The sequence below is a fragment of the Niallia sp. MER 6 genome, assembly GCF_023714395.1.
Classification (GTDB): Bacteria; Bacillota; Bacilli; order Bacillales; family Cytobacillaceae; genus Niallia.
In genome coordinates this window covers 72,016-91,723 of record NZ_JAMAUK010000006.1, presented here as the reverse complement: position 1 = coordinate 91,723, position 19,708 = coordinate 72,016, and the positions used below count along the sequence as shown (strand labels likewise).

Sequence of the window (19,708 nt, the reverse complement as noted above, 5' to 3'; positions counted from 1 at the left end):
ACTGCTCTATTTCTTCATAGGATTTACTTCATTATCCACAACTTCTATAAACATCATAACTATATCTCATTACAAAGAAGTTCAACTCTTTCAAGTAAACTTTCTGCATTTTTTTTATTATTTTCATCTATTAGGAAATATCCCTCTAGAAATTGCTGTACAATTCCCTCATCAACATTCTCAATTGGGGTTGGCAAATATTCTACACCCTTATTTTGATATGCTTTCCAACACACAAAAGAAACAGCATCTACAATACAGCCAAATACTAATTCATTTTTCTTATCTACTTCAACTTGCATTTGCATAAAAAGACCTTTTTCTTCTGTTCCATCGTCTAACAGGTAATAGATATCCTCTCCTGTGTGCTTTTTCTCTTCTAACCATTCCCATGCCACTTTTAAAGCATTGGTTACAGAATCATAATTGGGAGAAGTTTTTAAAATATCAACTACTGTTTCACTTAATCCTAATAAAAACGCAACCTGTTTAGCTGTATCTAATGATTTTAAATTATCTACCATTGTACGCTCCTTTCATTTAATTTGTTTTCCAGCTGAAATTATCACAATATGCAATTAAAATATAATAGCTCTAGAAGGTCGTTGCCCTAATAACCTACTTCGTACCTCGTCTGCACCTTTTTAGGAGTGTTATCTAAAAAATGTCTTAGTCCATTGCTATCAGCAGCCTAATAAACATATAAATTAATAAATATTACGCTTAATCTAAAATTGATAAAAGTTGCTCGAACGTTTTCTTTATAAGCAGAGTAGAATCACCCGAATCACCTTTAACTTGTTTAATAGAGCTAATAAAATGTTCCACTAGTGTATCATCCACTAGGGCAATTGGTTCTGGAAAGTATTCTACACCCTCCTTTTCCATTGCTTTTCGACTTGTATAAGCAACTGTGTCAATAATACAATTCCACGCAGCACTTTCTTTCCCATTTTCGGACATCTCATGAATAATTGTGATTCCATTCTCTTCATCATCCAATAGATTATAAAGTTCATAACCCATTTCTTGTTTGGTTTTTACCCATTCCAAACTTTTTAAAAGGGCATTTTGTGAAAAGTCGCTTAAAATTTCTTTTGATAACAGAATAAAAAAGAGTACTTTTTCTTCATCTGATAAGTGGCTAAATATGTGTTTTTCCATAGTAATTCCCTACCAATCACTCAACTTCACTACTGCATAGTCTTTCGTAATTTTTCAAGTATTAAAAGCCGCCAACAGCAACTCCTTCACTATTCAGTCTTATCTCCAACGCCAATTTATTTCACCATCTGGATAAACAGCAGGAATCTCAATTTCTTTTTTATCACCCTGTTCATCAGCAATAAACCAGTTACTTTCATCTAACCATTCTGCATTAAATTGGTCTACTGCAAACTCATGGTCTTCCTTCGTAAAAGTTTCTAAGATTGTTTTAATTTTTTCGATGTTTGCTGCAGGTTTGAATGTTCCATATACCCAAGCACCTTCTCTATTGGCATCATGAATGTCACCTAGGTACTCTTCTTTATAGTACAACTTCATTCTGTACCTTCCCCTTCATTATCGTGATTAAAATGAATTGGTACCTCTTCTCTAATTAGGTATTCATTTTCTCTAGTTGTCCACTTCAAATTATCTGTTTGTAGTGATTGTATCTTATCTTTTTAACCTGTGAATGTGTCTCGTATTAGGCGTGAGCTGATGTCTTATACGTCGGAAATAATACGCAGGTAAAAAAAGTGTATAGGTTTCTTTAGAATAGTATATTGACTAACTCTTTACATTTAGAAGGTACTGGATTACAGTTCTTCTATTTTTAAAATTCACACTATCCCTCAAGGTTTATTGATTAAATAAGTTTAACTTTCACACTAAGCTTTGAGTTTCCTATAGTGTTCTAGTTTGGAATAATCGTTTATAGCTATAAGTTAATCTCACGAAGTGTTATAAAATGTTTGCAAAATTTTTTTAAATAATAGTAAGTTGCTTTTTAAAAACATATTACCATTCATTTTTTCTCAAGTAGTATCTGATAAAATATAAAAAATATCTAAAGCATAGTGGTTATCATAAATATGTTTATTAAGCGGAGGTAATGGGATTCATTTTGGAGGCTGTCAGTCATTTAATGACATTACTTTTTGTAGCTTATACGTGTTTCAAGTTCAACTCTTGATCTTCAGATGGTGACTAAATTAAACTATGAATAGAGGCATAATATTAATACTAAATGATATTTGCTTTATTTTTCAATTTCTCTTTGCAACTTTACTGATTACTAAATTAACATTATTTTTTCTAGGTTGTTGCATTCTACATGATAGAGTTAGGAGTTTTTTCAAAGTACTAAATTTGTATTTCTTATCTCATTCGTTCATCTTCTATTATGACAAATACAATTATTAAATCATTAAAGTAAAATAATAAGTAATTCAAGTGAAAAATCCACATGAATTTCTTCACTTAATATATATATCTTCATTAAATGTTACTGTTATTGTCTACATCTATTCTCAGAGAAATATAGTTTATATTGGAATGTTTTTATTAAACCTTCTTCCATATCAGCAAAAGGCAGAAAACAAAGTAGTACTCATTTCCTAATATCATTAAAACTAAAAACTTAATAGAACCCTACCCTTATATTACTATTCAGGGACCCTCGTAAGATATTTATTTTTAATTTTCTAGAATGCTGTTAAGGAGTAGTTTACACAAGTTCAGCGTAAAATATATTCCTTATTTATTTATAAGAAGTAGCCATAGGAAAACAAAGTAGAATATTGGCTTAATCACTTCTAATTGATAATAATATGGGCAAAAATGAATTTAAAATCCATTTTCAGCATTTTGAGTTATAATTTGCAGATCGCAGATCATTCATAATATGATTTCTATAATAGCATGATGCTATTCATTTTTATAATAATTACTCATATTTAACCATCTTAGAAATATAAGAATAAAAATACCCAAAATTAAAACAATGTTAATTCGCTATTCTTTATTATATGGTATTAGTTATAGAAAACCTTCCACTTAAAGCATTTCCTTTCTTTTTTAATAGTTACCATTTTAAAATATTAACACCAAAAAATGGACAACTTTATAAAGGCCAATTTTTTGAATTCCAATGGCGTTAAGTTACCTAGTTTCTCGTGAATTCAAATAAATCATTCAATTCAAATGCGAGTAGTGTTAGAGAGGCAATAGTGTTAATCCAATGATTTAAAGCGTAAGATTTTATTTTTTATTTTCGAAAATATCACTACGGGACCTTTATTACTTACCATTGCTTTACTAATTGGAAGTTTAAATTCGGTTGAAAAAGTTCTGCTTTACCTGGTAAAATCCCAAGCTCCTTTAGTTTAATATGTTTATTATACTAGCCTTATATTTACTGTAGTTATCCGATTCATTTTCTTATTACTATTATTTATTTTTTAATGTACTTTTTTGTTATTAGTCTTTTACTAAGAATTTGTATAATATATTTAACATTGTTTTTTTGCTGCTGTTCCAAATACTTAACCAGTTTATTAGGATATTACTTCACTTCAAGTTAGCGTTTGAGTGGCTATAACTAATTATGATAGGAATATCTTTTATATCAGTTTCTATAAGTCAAGGTACAACATTAAATAATAAATATTTCCCAAGAACATTCAGATTAGTAACTTATCCTAATAAGGTGCTTTAATCCTATCATCCATGGTCATCCCGCCATATACTTTTTATAGCTTCCGTAAGTATTGTACAAAAGAAAGTAGCGAAAAAAACTTCAGAAAAAGATCTGAGTAGATTCTTAAAAGCACACAATTATATAACTTACTTCCTAACTAATAATTTATGTCTTTTGAAAAATTTTAATAAAAAATCCATTTTTTATTAAAGAGCATAAGGAAGTATGATATCACTTTCAAAAAAAGTATTACAAATACCCATTCCTATTACGTTTCCTGTTAAATTAAGTGATATCACATTTTTGTACTGAGATATAGTGTAGATATAGCATAGATATACAGGAGATATACCCAAATATCTTTAGAGATATACTCATAATCGATTATTATATCTCATTATTTATTATATAGAATGATCTAATTCTACATTGCATCATACACAATAAATCCAAAATATATACAAATAATAGTGTCTCAGTATATTACTAAAAAGTGGCTGTTAACTGTAGAATCACTAATTTGTTTAAAATAATAGTAAAGTATTTCAACAAATTAAGATAGCATTACCAAAGACTATCCTTATTACTACCTTATACCTTAGATTGGGAAACAAAACGTATGTTGGACTAATTAATAATACTAAACCAAAAAGGATGCATCTTTTCAGAGTATGGAAAAGTATTTAAACTAAAAATTAATTATTACTTTTTTTAGTATAATCATGAAAAATATGATAACTATTTAGATTAAACCAATTGAATACTATTATTAAAAATTAATAATTCAATTACTCTTTATCAGTATCTCAAAGCTTATACTGAAACAACAATAAAGTTATCTTAGAAACATTAGTAAGAAACATTTAATAGGATAGTTATATTTATTAATAGATTCATAACAACTACAAGATGAACTTTTAATATCTCGTTCAACATTACACCGAACGGAAAAGGATGGCCTACCCGTTAATCAAATAGGAAAATCAAAACGTTATGATATTGAAGAAATAAAAGTTTGGATAGAAGATCAACAACGTGGTATTTATGACTTGATCTTTAGAAAGGTTTATCATATTAATGAAATGCTAAAGCATTTAAATGTTCAATACAAGGAGGGATGTGGCGTCCTCTTCCAACTAACACGCATTAATCTTTTCGGATCATACTAAAGGCATTTATGAAGATAAGTGGATAATAAATGAGGATGGGGAAGAAATACTTTTATATACCGGAATTGGTCAAGAAGGAACTCAAGACATTTATATTGTCCAAAATAAAACCTTAAATGAATCCAGATCGAATGGTATTTACGTTTATTTGTTTTAAACATTTAAAACAGGCAAACATGTTTTAAAGGAAAAAGTTGAACTTGTGCAGAATCCTTTTACGGAGGTTCAAGCAGGCCGAAAAATACTACGTGTTGTAGGAAAATAAGTTCATTATATCAGAGGATTTATAAAGGATTAAAGAAGCAGCTAAAGAGAAAGAGGCTCAAAAATTTAATGACAAAACACTTTATAATCGAGCTAAAAATGCTGATCAGATAGGTCAACGCTATACAACTTACAAATACTTTTGATCATGACCCGTATGTTTCTGAAATGTTCAAACGTAGGGCTAAAGGTGTTTGCCACCTCAGTTAAAACCCAGCACCTTTTCTTGATAAAAAAGGGAGATTTTACTTAGAAAGTCATCACAATAAATGGTTAGATAGAGGTGGCGAATATAATATTTATATTACAGTGGCACTTGATCCACCATGCCTTAGAAAGATTCATATTCTGGATTCGGAAGATGATGTAGGAAAGTTATTGGCAGATTAATTATATATAAGCTAGAGGAAGAAATATATAGGAAACGAATCAATATAATATTAAATTTATTGGGGAACTTAGTTCAATAATTTTATTTTTATATCAGATCGTTTTTAAGCAATTTATTAAGGGGACCAGCCAAAGGTTTGCTTATTCTCCAATAAATTTGTTTCTAATACGCTTGAAATTTTTAATCCATTACATAAAGTCCCCTGAATTATATCTTTTCTCGATTTAACAAATTGGTGTTAGTATAGTTTTATGTACACAACTTAGTTAAGTCCTTACAATGCACTTCATGGAATGATGTGTCCGTATGGAACTTAATAACAAAGCCAAAAATATAATGAAGGTTTCAAAAAAACTATCTGCATAATTTTAAAGTATGGACCATTTTAAACAAGATTTGGAAGGCTAGTTTTATTGCTACAATCACACTCGAATTAAGTTAAAATAAAAGGGCATAAGTCCAATTAAAAATCGAACTTATGCCCTGGAAACTGCCTTATAAAATAACAATGACTAAATTTATGGAGTCAATTCAAGAGGTGATTGAAAGGTAAACCTATTGGGTTATATATTTGGTAAAAGCATTTAAACTAGAAAAATAAATATATACTATGGGAAAATTGAATAGCATATTATGGATGTACCAAAAAAGGGTTACCAAAAACCAATACATTTTGTTCTGATTTCCTCTTCATTCAACTCCTTAATGGTAAACCAACTTCTATTGACTATTTCATATTTTTTAAGAATTATATTTCTCCTTACTACTTATATAGCTATTAACTACATGGACAATTTGCGTGCCATTTTTTTATTTTTATTTCTATACTTATAGTTGTATCTGTCATCGCTAATTTTATTTCCAAATTACGAATATGAATTTAATATCTCTCACTCCTGTTCTAGAGAAAGCATGGTCCTCATTCCAATAAGTTTTTTTCTATAATATTTTTCTATCCTTAGAAATAGTAATCGAACTTCCCAAAATCTATCCGCTTCATGTTTCTAAGTAATTTAATAAATATTAGTACTGTTTAAATCAGTAACTGCTTTACGGAATTTTGTCCACTCTTTAGGAAAGTAATTACTTCCTGTATTTATTTCGCAATATGTGTCGTATTGGATCCTAACATTTCATTGAGTTCGATCCAAACCATATTAATAATATTCTTCGATCCAGTTGACAAAATCCCAATGAATAAATTCTGAGTGAAACCAATCTAACTTCTCTTCTGTCAACGGAATAATAGCTTTTGTTTTATCAGATTCACCCATACATCTCGTAATATTTTTCATAGTCAGGGTTTCAAAATCTATCTCTACATCGGAGAATGGACCAGGATATTTTCTAATATCCAAGTGAATTACTTTAATCCATTCAAAGGTTGTATGCCACTATACTTTGTCCACATATGGCTAAAATCAAGAAAGCTATAATTTAAGTTACCTACCGTATATTTCTCAATCCCTCTAATCCTTCATCATCGTTTAAATTGTATTCAAGAATATTCGGTAATTTTGTTAATAAATCATAAATGTTTTTTTGGTGTGACAATTAGGAGAAATAGGTGTATTTGTTCTTTACTCCTTTTCTGAAATAATTACTCGGCAAGAATTTGTATAACTGTATACTATACGTTAATTTAATTACATTATTATAATAATTTCGAAAAACTCGAATCACTTTAATGATCAATTCTTATACTTCATATCCACCACCAAAATATCCCCCATATCATACCGATGCCGAGTTCTTGAATATTCAAACGGAACTCCATTATCCAAATAAACCACTTGTATCACTTCAAGGACAGGATCTCGTTCTGTACACTTTAAATATTGCTGATCCAATTCATCTGGCTGGTCTGCGCGGATGCGCCTGTTGGCTCCGAGCATTGTTAAGCCTAGGTCGTTTTTTATGTAATGATAGATGGATTTTTGGAGAATTTCTTCTGTTATATTTGGGATTACGTGCACTGGCATTATTGTATGCTCGATTAAGAATGGTTCTTTATTTAACAGTCTGAAGCGGATAATATCATATATAGGCTGGCTTTTGGAGATCATCAGTTTTTCGCATTCGTCTTCGTTTGGAAAGCGAACGTTGAATGTGATAATAACGCTTGAAATCGTACCGTTGCCTTTTATTTGTTCTGTTACTCCTACGTATTCATCTGCCCTTGAATCGAGCTTGGACATTTGTAAGGCGTTTTTTCTGATAAATGTTCCAGATCCTTGTTTACTGTATATTAAGCCTTCGATTGATAATAAATTTAAGGCTTTTATAATAGTCACTCTGCTCGTGCCAAATTCTTTTGCCAACCTTTCCTGATCTGGAAGGGGTTTTGATGCATCATATTCATTGTTGATGATTCTATTTCGAATTTGTTCGGCAATATCTTTATACTTGACCATTTTTTACACCTCAAAGAATGAATTTATTATTTAGAAAGGCATTGGCTTGCTTTTTAAAAAAAGGAAATCGCCAATTATTGGTCGATTTCCCTATATTAGTATCATAACATGATTAATACAGATACCTAAAGTATTTTATGCTGCTTTGTCGTTGCTCATCTGGCTGACCCGTTCACTTATTCTCATAAATGGCAGGTATAGGAAAGCACCACCGATGATAATCACAGCCTGCAGAAGTACAGCCTTCCAATCGCCTGCTGTTGCCAGATACGCGCTTAACAGCGGCGGTGTTGTCCATGGAATATAAACGACCGTCTTGCTGATGAACCCGACAGCTGTGGCAAAATAAGTGACGATGATGCCAATGGCTGGCAAGAGTACAAATGGTATCATCATTGGAATATTGAAGACAATTGGATAGCCAAAAATAACTGGCTCATTAATATTGAACAGTCCTGGTCCTGTAGCTAGCTTGGCGATATCCTTTCCTGGCTTGCTTTTTCCAAATAGGAATATAGCGAGAATCAATGAAATTGTACTACCAGTACCGCCAATCATGCCAAATGTATGCACAAAAGAGCTGTTGATAATATGTGGGATTGCCTCGTTATTTGCATAAGCAAGCATATTTTCATTCATATTGGCCAGTAGCAGCGGATCGAGTAATGCGCCATTTACAACTGTTTGATGAATGCCGATAGAAAACAGGAAGTTTCCAATACTGTAAATGACTACTGTCCCTATCAAGCTCGTATTAATTTTTCGTAATGGCTCTTGAATCATATTGGAAATTAACGAAATTAAGTTAGTGTCAAATGCTACTGCTAAAATTAATGAGATCACACCAAATAAGGATAATACCAAGATGGCGGGAATCATGACATTAAACGATTTACTCACAGCTGGAGGAATATTGTCCCCTAGACTAATTGCCAGCTTCTTAATACTAGAAACTTTAATAAAGATTTCAGTCGCTACCAAGCCGATTATAATTCCAGCAAACATCCCTGTTGTTCCAAGGTTACCGAATGTCAGAACGCCTGTAATATCAACTGCTTTATCTTCGCCGACTGGAGTCAGCGAAACGGTATTGGGCATCATTATGACCAGTGTTGCTAACGCAATTGCTGCAGATGCCAAGGGATCCTTAAAGTTCCGATTTCTTGATAAGCTGTAAGCAATCATTGGAGCAAGCAAAAGGCCGGCAATATTTAAAGTACCATTAGTGATGGTGGTTCCCCAGTATTGGGCATTTGCTAGTGTATTTCCTTCAAAAAACCATGGAAAGATGACGTTATTAACCAGCACTGCTACCCCTGCTAAAATAAACAGCGGCATGATGACTGCAAATGCATCTCTTAAGGATCTTAGATGAATCTGGCCGCCTAATTTGGCGGCAAACATGGTGAATTTATCAATAAACGACAGTTTTTCAGCAGTGTCACTTTGACCTTTACTCATACCATTTCACCTTCTCGTTATTTTTATTGATTCACTTTGTTCTCCAATGGCTCGAGGTCTTCCCCGTTGCTGCTGATCACTTTCTGTAGCCACCAAAAGCTTTTCTTCGGTACACGTTTCATATCTTTCAAATCATGGTTTTCTCGATTGACATACACTACACCATAGCGTTTGCGCATATCACCTTGCGAGCTTAGAATATCTATTAATCCCCAGCCCAAATATCCAATCACATCGACTCCATCAATAAAAATCGCGTCTTTCATGGCTTGGAAATGTTCCTTATGATAGGCGATGCGGTAATCATCCTGGATTTCGTTTTGACCATCCCATGATTCAATCACACCGATGCCATTTTCAATCGGGAAAACTGGTAATTTGTAGCGGTCATACATCTTATTTATGACGTCACGGAATCCAAGCGGGTCAATCTGCCAATTCCATTCCGTTGTCTCTAGATACGGATTATCTTGTTTGCCATGATGCATATAATAATTGACTGCTGTTCCCTCTGGAACCAAGTCAGTGTTGATCGTAGTGCTGGCATAATAGCTAAAGGATAAGAAGTCGCTTCGAAGTTTGGACAGCTCTTCTAAATCTTCTGCTTGAATGCCCATATCAATGTTCTCACGCTCGACATAGGTCAAAACTTCTCTTGAATATTTTCCGAATGTAAATGCTTCTAGGAGGTTATGGTTGAAAAATTCGTCAACCTTTCTGGCATAGAGGATATCTTTTGGTTTGCAGGTGGCTGGATAGACTTCCATATAAGCAAGCATGCCGCCGATTAATGTATTTTCATGATTATCATGAATATAGTTGGCAACCTTAGCGTGTGACATCATAACATGATGCTGAATTTTATAAAGCTCATCCAATGTTTTCTCGCCGCTTAAATAGCCGCTGATTCTGAATGCTTCAGGAATATGATAGAGGTTTTGTTCATTAAAAGTGATCCAATACTTTACCTTATGAGCAAAGCGGTCAACCATTTCCTTTCCATACCGGACAAAGGCATCCATCACTTCCCGGCTGACAAAACCATTATACTTTTCAGCCAAATGAAGCGGCATATCAAAATGATAAAGACAAATCATCGGTTCAATTCCACGTGCAATTAATCCATCAATAAATTTGTCATAGAATGCGATTCCTTCTTCGTTGAAAGCACCGTCACCAGATGGATTAACCCTGCTCCAGGAAATTTGAAAGCGATAACAATTCATGCCGAGCTGCTGCATAAAATCAAAATCCTCTTCATAGCGGTTATAACTGTCTGTTGCTACTTTCCAATCTGATGCAAACTCAGAAGCTTCACGAGTGTCATAAACCGATAATCCCTTACCGCCTACATTCCAAGCTCCTTCCGTCTGCATACTAGAAACAGAATTGCCCCATAAAAAACCGTCTTTTAACCTGTCTGCCATTTTTCACCCTCCATTTATTTCAAATATTTACACCATTAGTGTAAGCGCTTTATTAAAATTTGTAAATACAATTTTTATAATTTGAAAATACAAATATATTTTTTCGAATTAACTGAATTACATGCATCAAGATAATCATATCGACTGACCATTTTTAACAACTCTAGCTATCCATTGAAAATAAAAAAGGGAAGGCTCTTGAAATTTATGAGCCTTCCCTTTTTTAATTGCATTAATCTTTCTAACTTTTACTATGCGATCAATCTATTAATGGTTTAGCAAAATATCAACAAATACTTTCATCATAATTCTTTTATTAGCTTTTCAGCCTTATGCAATTCTCCTAAAAGTGTGTTTTGATAGTCATTATAGCTATCCATATATGTTCGTACACCACCTAAAATATTTATTCTTTTAATATCCTCATTATTTTCTAATATTTCTAACGCCTTCTTATATCTTGAATATAGAAGCTTCAAAACACCACTATTTATATCTTTAGCATACTCTTCTTCTAATTTATTTATCACTACTTTTATTTGGTCAATTAACTGCTTTTTCTTATCCATTTTTATTCTCCTATCTACTCGGAACCTCTCGTGTCTCTATTATCCATTCAGGGGTGTCATCCTTGTAGTAGTATATGGGGCTTCCATCGCATTCTAGTAATGCACCAGTTTATAGTATACTGTGCCTACACAATCCTGTTATGGTTCATATAATTCTGTACTCTACTAGTTTGCATAGTGTTTACAAAGGCCTGATGGATAAACACTCAGTTTTAGAAATTTGTTCTGTAACATATATATTTGCATTTCTTAACCTAAAAGATATAATTCTTTTAGGTTATCTATAAAATCAGAATCCGTTTTTATTTCAAGCTTATTAATAAGTTCATAAAATTGGCTTAATTTGCAAGAAAAATGATATAAAACTATGGCGGCACTATTCAATTCCCTAGATTTATCTATATAAATCTTAGAGTCATTTTTCCCTAAAAATAAAACATTATATCTATCATTTGTGTTTTCTAATATTATTCGATCTGGCTTTACTTCTAAAAAAGAATAACACTTTTCATCTGAATGGGTTTTGAGAGTCTTTTGCACATAATTTAAGGAGTCTGCACCCTCAATTTCATTTTCAACGTTTACATCATATTTTCTAACTTCTAACTTACTTTTCGAAAAGATATATAATGCCAATACAGAGTTATATTCATCTGAAAATACATCTACTTTGTATTCTTTTCCTCTAACAACTTCATATAGCACATAGTGATTACTTACTTTATTGAATGTTAATTTAACAGTAATTTCAGGATAGCTTTCTCCACTTATCGGAGCAACACAAACCACATCTTTTTCACTTTGAATCACTTTAAATTCTGTTTCGACTAGTTTGTAGATAGCACCTAAATCCATTTTCCCATACTCCTATGAGTTTATTTCTTTACTAAGTTCTATATAAATATAATAAAAACCTCCAAAAAGGAGGTCTCTACTTCTATTATTACCACTAACAATAGAAAGTCGTATATAATTTATATATCCTTAATAAACGAAAGATATATAAAATGAAAGTATATACGGTTTATTTTATTTATTATTCTTAACCCACTCAATAATCTCCTCTAAATGATCCTCCAAATCAATTGCCACTGTCCCGTCTTCCGGTATTTGTCCAAGCCCGTTTTCAAGTTGATTTATCAGTCCACTTAATTCAGCTAAGCTTTTATCTGAACCTTTCTTTTTCGCTTTTTCCATCAGTTCAATGAATTGGGCATCTTCTTCCAGTTCTCCGACAAGGCTCCATAGTTCATGAAGAACTGTTTCTAATTTCACTGCTGATTGTTGTACCTTTTGTAGTGTTGCGATTGTTTTTTCCATATTTGATCCTTCCTTGTATAAAACTATTAAGTATTTATAGAATATCTCTTTCTGTATGTTATTACAATAAATTATCAGGCGTTTTGAAGGTTTATTGGACCTGTTAGCTGTTTCAAGCTTCTCAAAAAAGTGTATATACATAGTATAAGAACTTAAAACTTTTCATAGGAGGTCCTATTAATGTCTTTATCCATTCTCCAAAAAATCACCCTAATTCTAAGCATCATCGGCGCCATCAACTGGGGCTTAATCGGCTTCTTCCAATTTGATCTTGTTGCAGCAATCTTTGGTGGGGAGGATGCTGGGATGTCCAGATTTATCTTTATTCTAGTTGGTATATCAGGTCTAATCAGCATCAGTATTCTTAATAATAGCAGAACAAGCTTGGAAGCTGGGCGTAATTACACGACAAACCATTAATTACTTATGAGTTGGTCAATTGGCCAGCTCATTTTATTTTGAATCATGCAAAAAGGCATCCACTTGGATGCCTGATAGTTTTTATATGTATTAACGGACTTCTAAAGCCTCTTCATTCGTTACTGGTCCATTCATTTCATTAATGATTTCTAACATTTCTGCTCTTAGCTCTTCCCATTCGTTTAATGGCAGTGCTACAATTTTCTTCCCGTTAGCATTCTCGTTTACTCTTTGTGCCTGATCAATCCAACGCCAAACTTGAAATAAAAATTGTCTATCTTGCATGATTGCATCTCCTTTTTTCAATATATTGACCCCTTACTTTATACCAATAATTCGGTGGAGGATTCTTAAATACCTTTCTCTTCATAGAAGCTTTACAAAAGCTTAAAAAAAGAGGCAAAGCGCAGATGCTTTCCCTCTAATTTATATTCACTATTAATGTCTCTTATGCAGCCACAGCACTCCGCTTTTTGCGAGTCTTGGCAAAAGTCCTGTGAATGATTTTTCAAACATGTTGCCGAAACCATCATTTTTGCCTAGTGATCCTAATGTTCCTCTTAGTTTGATTTCTCCAGGTGCTTTTGGTTCTCTGCCTGTAAAGATATCATGGAGGATATTGGCGATTTGTTCTCCTTGATGCTGTGCTAATTGTCCGCTTGGTGAGAAAGTGGAGGATGCACAATCACCTACTACATATACAGAAGGTTTTTCTGGAACTTGATGAAAATTATTAACAATAACCTTTTCGTATCTGTCCTTTTCAAAAGGAAGCTCACGAACTAACCGATTTGGTCTCACACCGGCAGTCCATAGGGTTACATCTGTTGAAGTACAGACACCATTATTGCAGATTGCGCCTTGTTCCAAGTATTCGATATTAGCTTGGTGAATGATATTAACATCGTTTTCTTTGAACCATTTTTCAACATATTGTTGAACTTTTGGTGCAAACGGACTAAGTACTGCCTTACCTCGGTCATAAAGGCTGATGTTTAAATCTGGACGGCTTTCGCGTATTTCTGAAGCCACTTCCACTCCGCTCAACCCTGCACCAATGACGGCAACATGCTGGTAGGATTTTAATTCATTCACTGCCAGTGCCGCTCTTCTTGCTTTAGAGATAGTCTGCACACTTTCTGAATATTGCTCTGCGCCTTCCACATTGTGATAGTTGTCTTCACAACCTAACCCAATGACTAAATAATCATAAGGAACTGGCTCTGTTCTGTCTGCCATCACGATTTCATCTTTATCACTGTCAATTTTAATTACTTCCCCCCACACATAGTCCACTTGGTCATGTTTAGGAAAAGTCATTCTTACTTGTCTGTCAGACACCGTTCCAGCAGCTAAAGCATAGAATTCGGTCTTCAAGCAATGGTAGGGATTCCGGTCAATTACAGTAATTTGAACATCTTTTGGTAATTGTTTATTTAATAGGTCCTGCAGTATCTGGAACCCGCCGTAACCTCCGCCTAATATTACTAGTTTCTTCATGTAAACACCTTACCTTGTCAGCAAATTTAGATACATAAATCAAAACATAAAAGTAAATCAAGCAATCTACTTAATTGTATCTGTTTCTGATATTTTCCGCAAATACACTTTGGGAATAGTGTAAATCTAAAAAACTAACACCTCTATTGTTAATTGCTTATCTAGATGTTGCTTTTCTCTTTCATTTAAATAGGCTTGAAAACGACCTTCATCTCCAATGCCTGGATCTAAATTTAATCTTATTTATATCTTGATCAACTACATGTTTAACACTATGTATCGGTTCTAAGTTTCCTCCACCATACGGACGATTAGCTAGCGGAAGAAGTACATTAATTTCTGTATTTTGATTAAAGTCCTTTAATATTTCTAGAACTTCTCTTACTTTCATATAATACTCCTTCTGATTTATAAGTCCTTCAGTATTTAAGCGCTTTTTCTCATCTCATTCATCCACTTTATAAGAGTATCACGGTCAACAAGTTTGACATCATTTGATGTCGCTAACCCTTTTGCAGGTTTCGTATAATAATTATTCGTTATTACCCAGCACTCATCTGCTTTATAATGGCTTTTTGCAGCTGCAATTTCTTGAACAGCTTTAATCCCTACCTTATTTTTATACCTTTTTGCTTGAACGATAATTTTTTTATTATTGCCATGTAAAACTAAATCAGCACCATAATCCCCTGTGACAGGTGTCTTTTTAACTACATACCCTTTTGACTTTAGTAAAGTATATAGATAATCCTCAAAAAGGCTTCCTTTCATCTTATCTATTTCCAAAATACCTGATCTTTTTATTTTGTTGTACTGTATAAGGTTAATGATAAAAACTAACAATAGCCCTGTTCCAAAAAACACTATTAATCCAAAAGTCAAAGCTGGATCGGCAGTTAAAATACCCCAAAACAAATCAAATCCCATACCAAAAGATTCTGAAAAACTTGGCAAAACAATCTCCTCCCAATACTAATTACCTATATATAATAGCATATATTTACCATTGAATTTCTAAAATATTGTTTCTAGTATTTGTATTCACCCGTTTCAAACTTCTAATAGTTTTTTTTAGGTTTTAACACTGCATTTCTGTAAATAACTGATAGCTTATCATTAGATTTATAACTTATGGGCTCTTGAAAATTATTAATAAAAACCTTGATAGTTTGGATAATCAAGGTTTTTATTAATGATATGTTATTTTGCTTTTACTGCTTCTTTCACTTGCTCCACTAATTTTATTTAGCCAATTTAGTGGGGTTAGTTCAATAGTTGGAAAATAAATTACTCCGAGTATTAATCTACATATTCAGCTGTACCTACAAAATTAAGTTCGTATTCATAATTGTTTACTGAATTTATAGATTTACCATCTTTAATATAATTGTAGTTGTAAATCAAAATAATGGTATTGTAGTTAGAACATAATTTAACATCCATAAACAGCTTTATCAGCTGAGCATCATATGAAAAACCCATTAATAGCTCTTTTATATTATCTTTAGCATCTAGTATCCAATCCTTCTCTATTAAATCTCTATCATAGTAGCCTATTTTAAATTCCCTTTCAAAAGTTGAAGGAATACTATCTCCATCTTCATCATATTTCACTTCTATATACTTTTCTACCTCATCAAATTCGGTAAAGTTTCCCAACCACAAAGAAACATAATTTTTCATATCTTATTTCCTCCTAAAGCCATCTGGTAATCCATAACAACATTCTTCAATCTGTTACTAGTCTATTTGTTTACTCCTTTAACAAAACTATCATTGTCAAGAACTGAATTAATTATTTTTAAAATTCCCATAAATAAAATCTATAAAGAGTCTTTAAAAACATCTACATCGTTTTCGTTTAATACTGCTTGTATTTCATTATTCTCAAAAACAACCATATAGTCATTTGGTAAAGCAAGAACTTGTATAATCTCTGGTTTAATTTTTAGTAGTTGATAAGCATATAAAGCATACAACTCTATAGTATTATCATCCTCTACAGGACCTATATACCAACCTGAATCTCCTACTTCAACATCTCCATTTCTTTGTAAATATATTTTCTCGAGTTCTAATACACCTTTAGAAAGTATGATTTTATCACTAAATTTTATTGATAAACCATCAACATTTAACTTTCTCAAAAAATGACCTTGATCTAATTGTACCCACAGTGCTAAAGTTAAATCTTTTGTTGTATCTTCAAATGGATTTCTAGAGTAATCTGGAGAAGTCAGTATAAAATTCCCGGTTTCTCTCTCATGTAAATAATAGACGGACCAACCAACTTGTAAAGAGAATCCATGAATTAATTTATTACGGTCTACCAGTTCTAATTTAGCAAACAAAATTTCTATTTGAGGTTCTAATTCCTTTTGGGCAGTCATAATAATGGTTTTTCCCATAATAATCTTTTCAAATTTCTTCATTTCTTCAACCTCTCTTCTATAGCTACTTTAGAGCTTCTCTAGCATGTTTCTCTTTTTCTAGCATTTCCATTCTAACATTAACAGGAACCTCACCCATCTTAGAATGTCCTCTCGCCTATTTATCGTACTTCTCTCAAAATCCAAATATAAAATCAATACTCCATGATGGTACTACCTTCATGAGCTCTGAATTTTATTTAAGCATTGTTTATATTTCTCACACATCTTTCCTTTTTGTTACTAAGTTTATGTGTTTGTATGTTGCCACCTTTAGCTTTACTTGCTTTGTCATTCTCGTGTGCAAATATAAACCATGTAGTAAGTGTGGTTGTATTTTTTATATGTCACTGCAACCAATCTCGTAAGTTTGCTACATCATGAGTTTTTGATTCAAAAGTGATATTGTTTTAACCATAAAGTTCTTAAAGTCAAAAAACCTTGAAGGCATATTAAGCCAATCAAGGTTTTAAGTTTCTCTCTGAATTAACTTTTATTGGACCATAATTAACAATTAAAATATGTCTTCAAGAAATCAAAAAACGATGACCAACTTTCCTTTAATTCACCTTTAATAAGTAGTTCATCTCCACCCTCAAAATTAACTATATAAACTTTATCTGTTACAGTATCCAGTACTAATACAGCATTTGCTGACATTTCACTTAAAACCAGATATTGCTTCGGAAAACCATGTTCTTTTCTAGAAATGAGTGTGTATGATTCAATATTGTTTTCTTCATCTGCTATATCTAGTAATTCAAAGGGTACATGCTCTTCCCAAAAAGGTCCTGCATACTGGATATAAAATTCTTGGAAAGTATCCGATGCTTTTACACCTAGCCTTATTAAAGCATCCTGTACTAGATTGCTATCTTCACGTTTATATATTTCTTCTCCTAGAACTTCATCTAGTCTCTCAGGCAATATGCTCATATTATCTTCCTCCTAAAGCTTCTTCTCCTCGTATTTTCCAATAATTAATAGAATCTACTTTTTGAAACGCTCCTCTAGTTGTCTCATCCATTGGATAAAATGGGTTTAACTTTCCTTTATAAGGATGTAGTGGAGCTCTTTTAGCATTAGCGATATTATGGTACCTTGTTGAAGCTTCATATAATGGTCCAACACCTTTTTGTTGTGAATGATGCAATGTTGCAACACTACCTGCTTCATCTCTAAAAATATGGATCAAGTTCCAGCCTTGTTCTTCACAGTATGCATTAATTTCATCTTCTTGATATTTCAAGCTATATCCCTCTTTAGCTTGCCCTTGAGTGGAGACTCGTATATACCCAACAACGTTCAACTTTTCACCCTTCCCGTTACGAAAATTAAAATTAATGTAACGCTTTTTAAACGAATAGCGAGTATTATACGACCGTCTCTAGTAAAAATACAACCCAATATTTATGAGCCAAAGTAAATAAAAAACACTCTTATACGTTACCCATTATTTTTCGCCACGAGCATGTACGATCTCGTTAGTTTGTAGCCATTACATATCGTAAGTACCCCTACCATGTAAAATGTCATCTCGCCTATTTATCGTACTTGTCACTTTATCCAAGTATTAAAACCAAACTCCATGATGGTACTACCATCATGAGCTCTCGATTCTCAAGCAAATCATTCTCTTATTTTCTCACTTAAATATCAGCTGATTTAATATAAATTAAAATAAAATACCTTGAAAGGCATATAGCCAATCAAGGTAATCGAATTCATTCAAACTATTTATATATTTTAACTGTGCTCTTTATGAAGACCTTTATAATAAAAAATCCAATTAGCTGTTACTATCTCTTTCTTCTATGAATTTTAAGACACGGGTTATCGCCAATAGGTTTGAAACTTTAAATGGCCGCAGTTCAATCGCTTTGAATAAAGCTGTTTTCTACCTCTTATGCTTTTCAACAAATTGATTTATACCATCAAACACTAAATCTTTAATTAGCTCTGTATAGTTATTATATCCACCCTCTTTTTCAATGATGATGTCTAACATACTTTTTAATTTACCATCTATCATAATCGTTATACCTTCGACTTGTTCACCAGTTTTTTCATTCTCAAACTTTTCAGATAGTATACTTATTTTATTTCCACTCATATCTTTCCACCACTATTCTCAAAATTTAATAAATCAATTCCGTTTTCATCATACCAGTATTTATCTTCCCTATCTATCCTCGACAAAAAGTCCTCATAGATCCCCCTCCAATTTCCTGGTACAAAATCCTCGTAGGAGGCTGGTTCTGGATACAATGAGTATAGTTCTTTTTTATCAAGGTTTACATATAATGAAGGTAAAAAACTGTAAAATGTATCCTCTTTTAATTTAGTAAGCATATTTAATTTAAGTAACTCTCTTAATTCTTCGGTTGAAACTGAATACTTATCTATTCTTGGAATAAACTCTATAAATGAACGGTCATCTAGAACTTCTATACCTTTCCTTTCATCATCTTCCTCTATGGAGTTTCCAATATTTTTAAGTCCAATTTCTTTAAATTTCTTATTATATGCGTCTGCTTGCTTTTTCCTATCCAGAAACCATAAATTTTTTGGCGAAACATACCACTTGAAACTATTATCAACTAATAAACCTACTATAATATTTTCCAGCGCTTTAGGTTCTAATAAAATATTACTCAAC

Annotated in this window: 20 protein-coding genes and 1 pseudogene; 2 read left to right on the top strand and 19 right to left on the bottom strand. The window is 32.5% G+C overall.

Annotated elements, in window-relative coordinates; translation table 11 throughout:
- Window positions 1-59: 59 nt before the first annotated feature.
- From M3600_RS10415 to M3600_RS10405, 3 genes are all read right to left on the bottom strand, one after another.
- Window positions 60-524, bottom strand: coding sequence for an Imm6 family immunity protein (locus M3600_RS10415; protein WP_237942774.1), 465 nt, complete (start codon window positions 522-524; stop codon window positions 60-62).
- 199 nt (window positions 525-723) lie between these two features.
- Window positions 724-1,164 carry an Imm6 family immunity protein gene (locus M3600_RS10410; protein WP_237942776.1) on the bottom strand — a complete coding sequence of 147 codons (441 nt, stop codon included), beginning with the start codon at window positions 1,162-1,164 and terminating at the stop codon, window positions 724-726.
- 99 nt (window positions 1,165-1,263) lie between these two features.
- Window positions 1,264-1,545, bottom strand: coding sequence for a hypothetical protein (locus tag M3600_RS10405; RefSeq protein WP_237942778.1), 282 nt, complete (start codon window positions 1,543-1,545; stop codon window positions 1,264-1,266).
- Between the two features lie 3,289 nt (window positions 1,546-4,834).
- Here M3600_RS10405 and M3600_RS29520 point away from each other — a divergent pair.
- Entirely contained in the window at window positions 4,835-5,011 is a 177-nt protein-coding gene (locus tag M3600_RS29520; protein ID WP_481858874.1) for a hypothetical protein, read from the top strand.
- Window positions 5,012-7,200: 2,189 nt separating this feature from the next.
- Here M3600_RS29520 and M3600_RS10400 read toward each other — a convergent pair.
- From M3600_RS10400 to M3600_RS10375, 6 genes are all read right to left on the bottom strand, one after another.
- Window positions 7,201-7,923, bottom strand: a complete 723-nt coding sequence (locus M3600_RS10400) for a GntR family transcriptional regulator (protein ID WP_237942780.1) — start codon at window positions 7,921-7,923, stop codon at window positions 7,201-7,203.
- A 135-nt stretch (window positions 7,924-8,058) separates the two neighbouring features.
- Window positions 8,059-9,384, bottom strand: coding sequence for a PTS sugar transporter subunit IIC (locus M3600_RS10395; protein ID WP_237942782.1), 1,326 nt, complete (start codon window positions 9,382-9,384; stop codon window positions 8,059-8,061).
- Between the two features lie 23 nt (window positions 9,385-9,407).
- Window positions 9,408-10,811 (bottom strand): glycoside hydrolase family 1 protein, encoded by a 1,404-nt coding sequence (locus M3600_RS10390; RefSeq protein WP_251645805.1) that lies wholly within the window; start codon window positions 10,809-10,811, stop codon window positions 9,408-9,410.
- A 302-nt stretch (window positions 10,812-11,113) separates the two neighbouring features.
- Window positions 11,114-11,380, bottom strand: coding sequence for a hypothetical protein (locus tag M3600_RS10385; RefSeq protein ID WP_251645803.1), 267 nt, complete (start codon window positions 11,378-11,380; stop codon window positions 11,114-11,116).
- 249 nt (window positions 11,381-11,629) lie between these two features.
- Complete coding sequence (locus tag M3600_RS10380; protein ID WP_251645801.1) at window positions 11,630-12,235, bottom strand: hypothetical protein; 606 nt, start codon at window positions 12,233-12,235, stop codon at window positions 11,630-11,632.
- Window positions 12,236-12,409: 174 nt separating this feature from the next.
- Window positions 12,410-12,700 carry a hypothetical protein gene (locus M3600_RS10375; protein WP_251645799.1) on the bottom strand — a complete coding sequence of 97 codons (291 nt, stop codon included), beginning with the start codon at window positions 12,698-12,700 and terminating at the stop codon, window positions 12,410-12,412.
- Window positions 12,701-12,880: 180 nt separating this feature from the next.
- Here M3600_RS10375 and M3600_RS10370 point away from each other — a divergent pair, with 180 nt between their 5' ends.
- A complete protein-coding gene (locus M3600_RS10370; protein ID WP_233315181.1) occupies window positions 12,881-13,120 on the top strand; it encodes a DUF378 domain-containing protein in 240 nt (79 codons plus the stop codon).
- A gap of 90 nt (window positions 13,121-13,210) precedes the next feature.
- On the opposite strand, the gene M3600_RS10365 is transcribed toward M3600_RS10370, so the two are convergent.
- From M3600_RS10365 to M3600_RS10320, 10 genes and pseudogenes are all read right to left on the bottom strand, one after another.
- Window positions 13,211-13,405: a hypothetical protein gene (locus tag M3600_RS10365; RefSeq protein WP_251645797.1), complete on the bottom strand. Its 195-nt coding sequence runs from the start codon at window positions 13,403-13,405 to the stop codon at window positions 13,211-13,213.
- Between the two features lie 153 nt (window positions 13,406-13,558).
- Window positions 13,559-14,620 carry an NAD(P)/FAD-dependent oxidoreductase gene (locus tag M3600_RS10360; RefSeq protein ID WP_233315179.1) on the bottom strand — a complete coding sequence of 354 codons (1,062 nt, stop codon included), beginning with the start codon at window positions 14,618-14,620 and terminating at the stop codon, window positions 13,559-13,561.
- 208 nt (window positions 14,621-14,828) lie between these two features.
- Window positions 14,829-15,011 (bottom strand): hypothetical protein, encoded by a 183-nt coding sequence (locus M3600_RS10355; protein WP_251645795.1) that lies wholly within the window; start codon window positions 15,009-15,011, stop codon window positions 14,829-14,831.
- A gap of 35 nt (window positions 15,012-15,046) precedes the next feature.
- Complete coding sequence (locus tag M3600_RS10350) at window positions 15,047-15,574, bottom strand: restriction endonuclease (protein ID WP_233315177.1); 528 nt, start codon at window positions 15,572-15,574, stop codon at window positions 15,047-15,049.
- Between the two features lie 345 nt (window positions 15,575-15,919).
- Entirely contained in the window at window positions 15,920-16,303 is a 384-nt protein-coding gene (locus M3600_RS10345; RefSeq protein WP_251645794.1) for an immunity 22 family protein, read from the bottom strand.
- 140 nt (window positions 16,304-16,443) lie between these two features.
- Window positions 16,444-17,052: an immunity protein Imm33 domain-containing protein gene (locus M3600_RS10340; RefSeq protein ID WP_251645792.1), complete on the bottom strand. Its 609-nt coding sequence runs from the start codon at window positions 17,050-17,052 to the stop codon at window positions 16,444-16,446.
- Window positions 17,053-17,556: 504 nt separating this feature from the next.
- The gene (locus M3600_RS10335; protein WP_251645790.1) at window positions 17,557-17,985 is read right to left on the bottom strand and encodes an SMI1/KNR4 family protein; all 429 of its coding nucleotides are present in this window, start codon (window positions 17,983-17,985) and stop codon (window positions 17,557-17,559) included.
- A 220-nt stretch (window positions 17,986-18,205) separates the two neighbouring features.
- Window positions 18,206-18,358, bottom strand: a pseudogene (locus tag M3600_RS10330) (recombinase family protein); the annotation flags it as partial.
- Between the two features lie 588 nt (window positions 18,359-18,946).
- Window positions 18,947-19,162 carry a hypothetical protein gene (locus tag M3600_RS10325; protein WP_251645788.1) on the bottom strand — a complete coding sequence of 72 codons (216 nt, stop codon included), beginning with the start codon at window positions 19,160-19,162 and terminating at the stop codon, window positions 18,947-18,949.
- Window positions 19,159-19,707 (bottom strand): hypothetical protein, encoded by a 549-nt coding sequence (locus M3600_RS10320; RefSeq protein WP_251645786.1) that lies wholly within the window; start codon window positions 19,705-19,707, stop codon window positions 19,159-19,161. The genes M3600_RS10325 and M3600_RS10320 overlap by 4 nt, the downstream gene beginning before the upstream one ends.
- Window position 19,708: the final 1 nt, after the last annotated feature.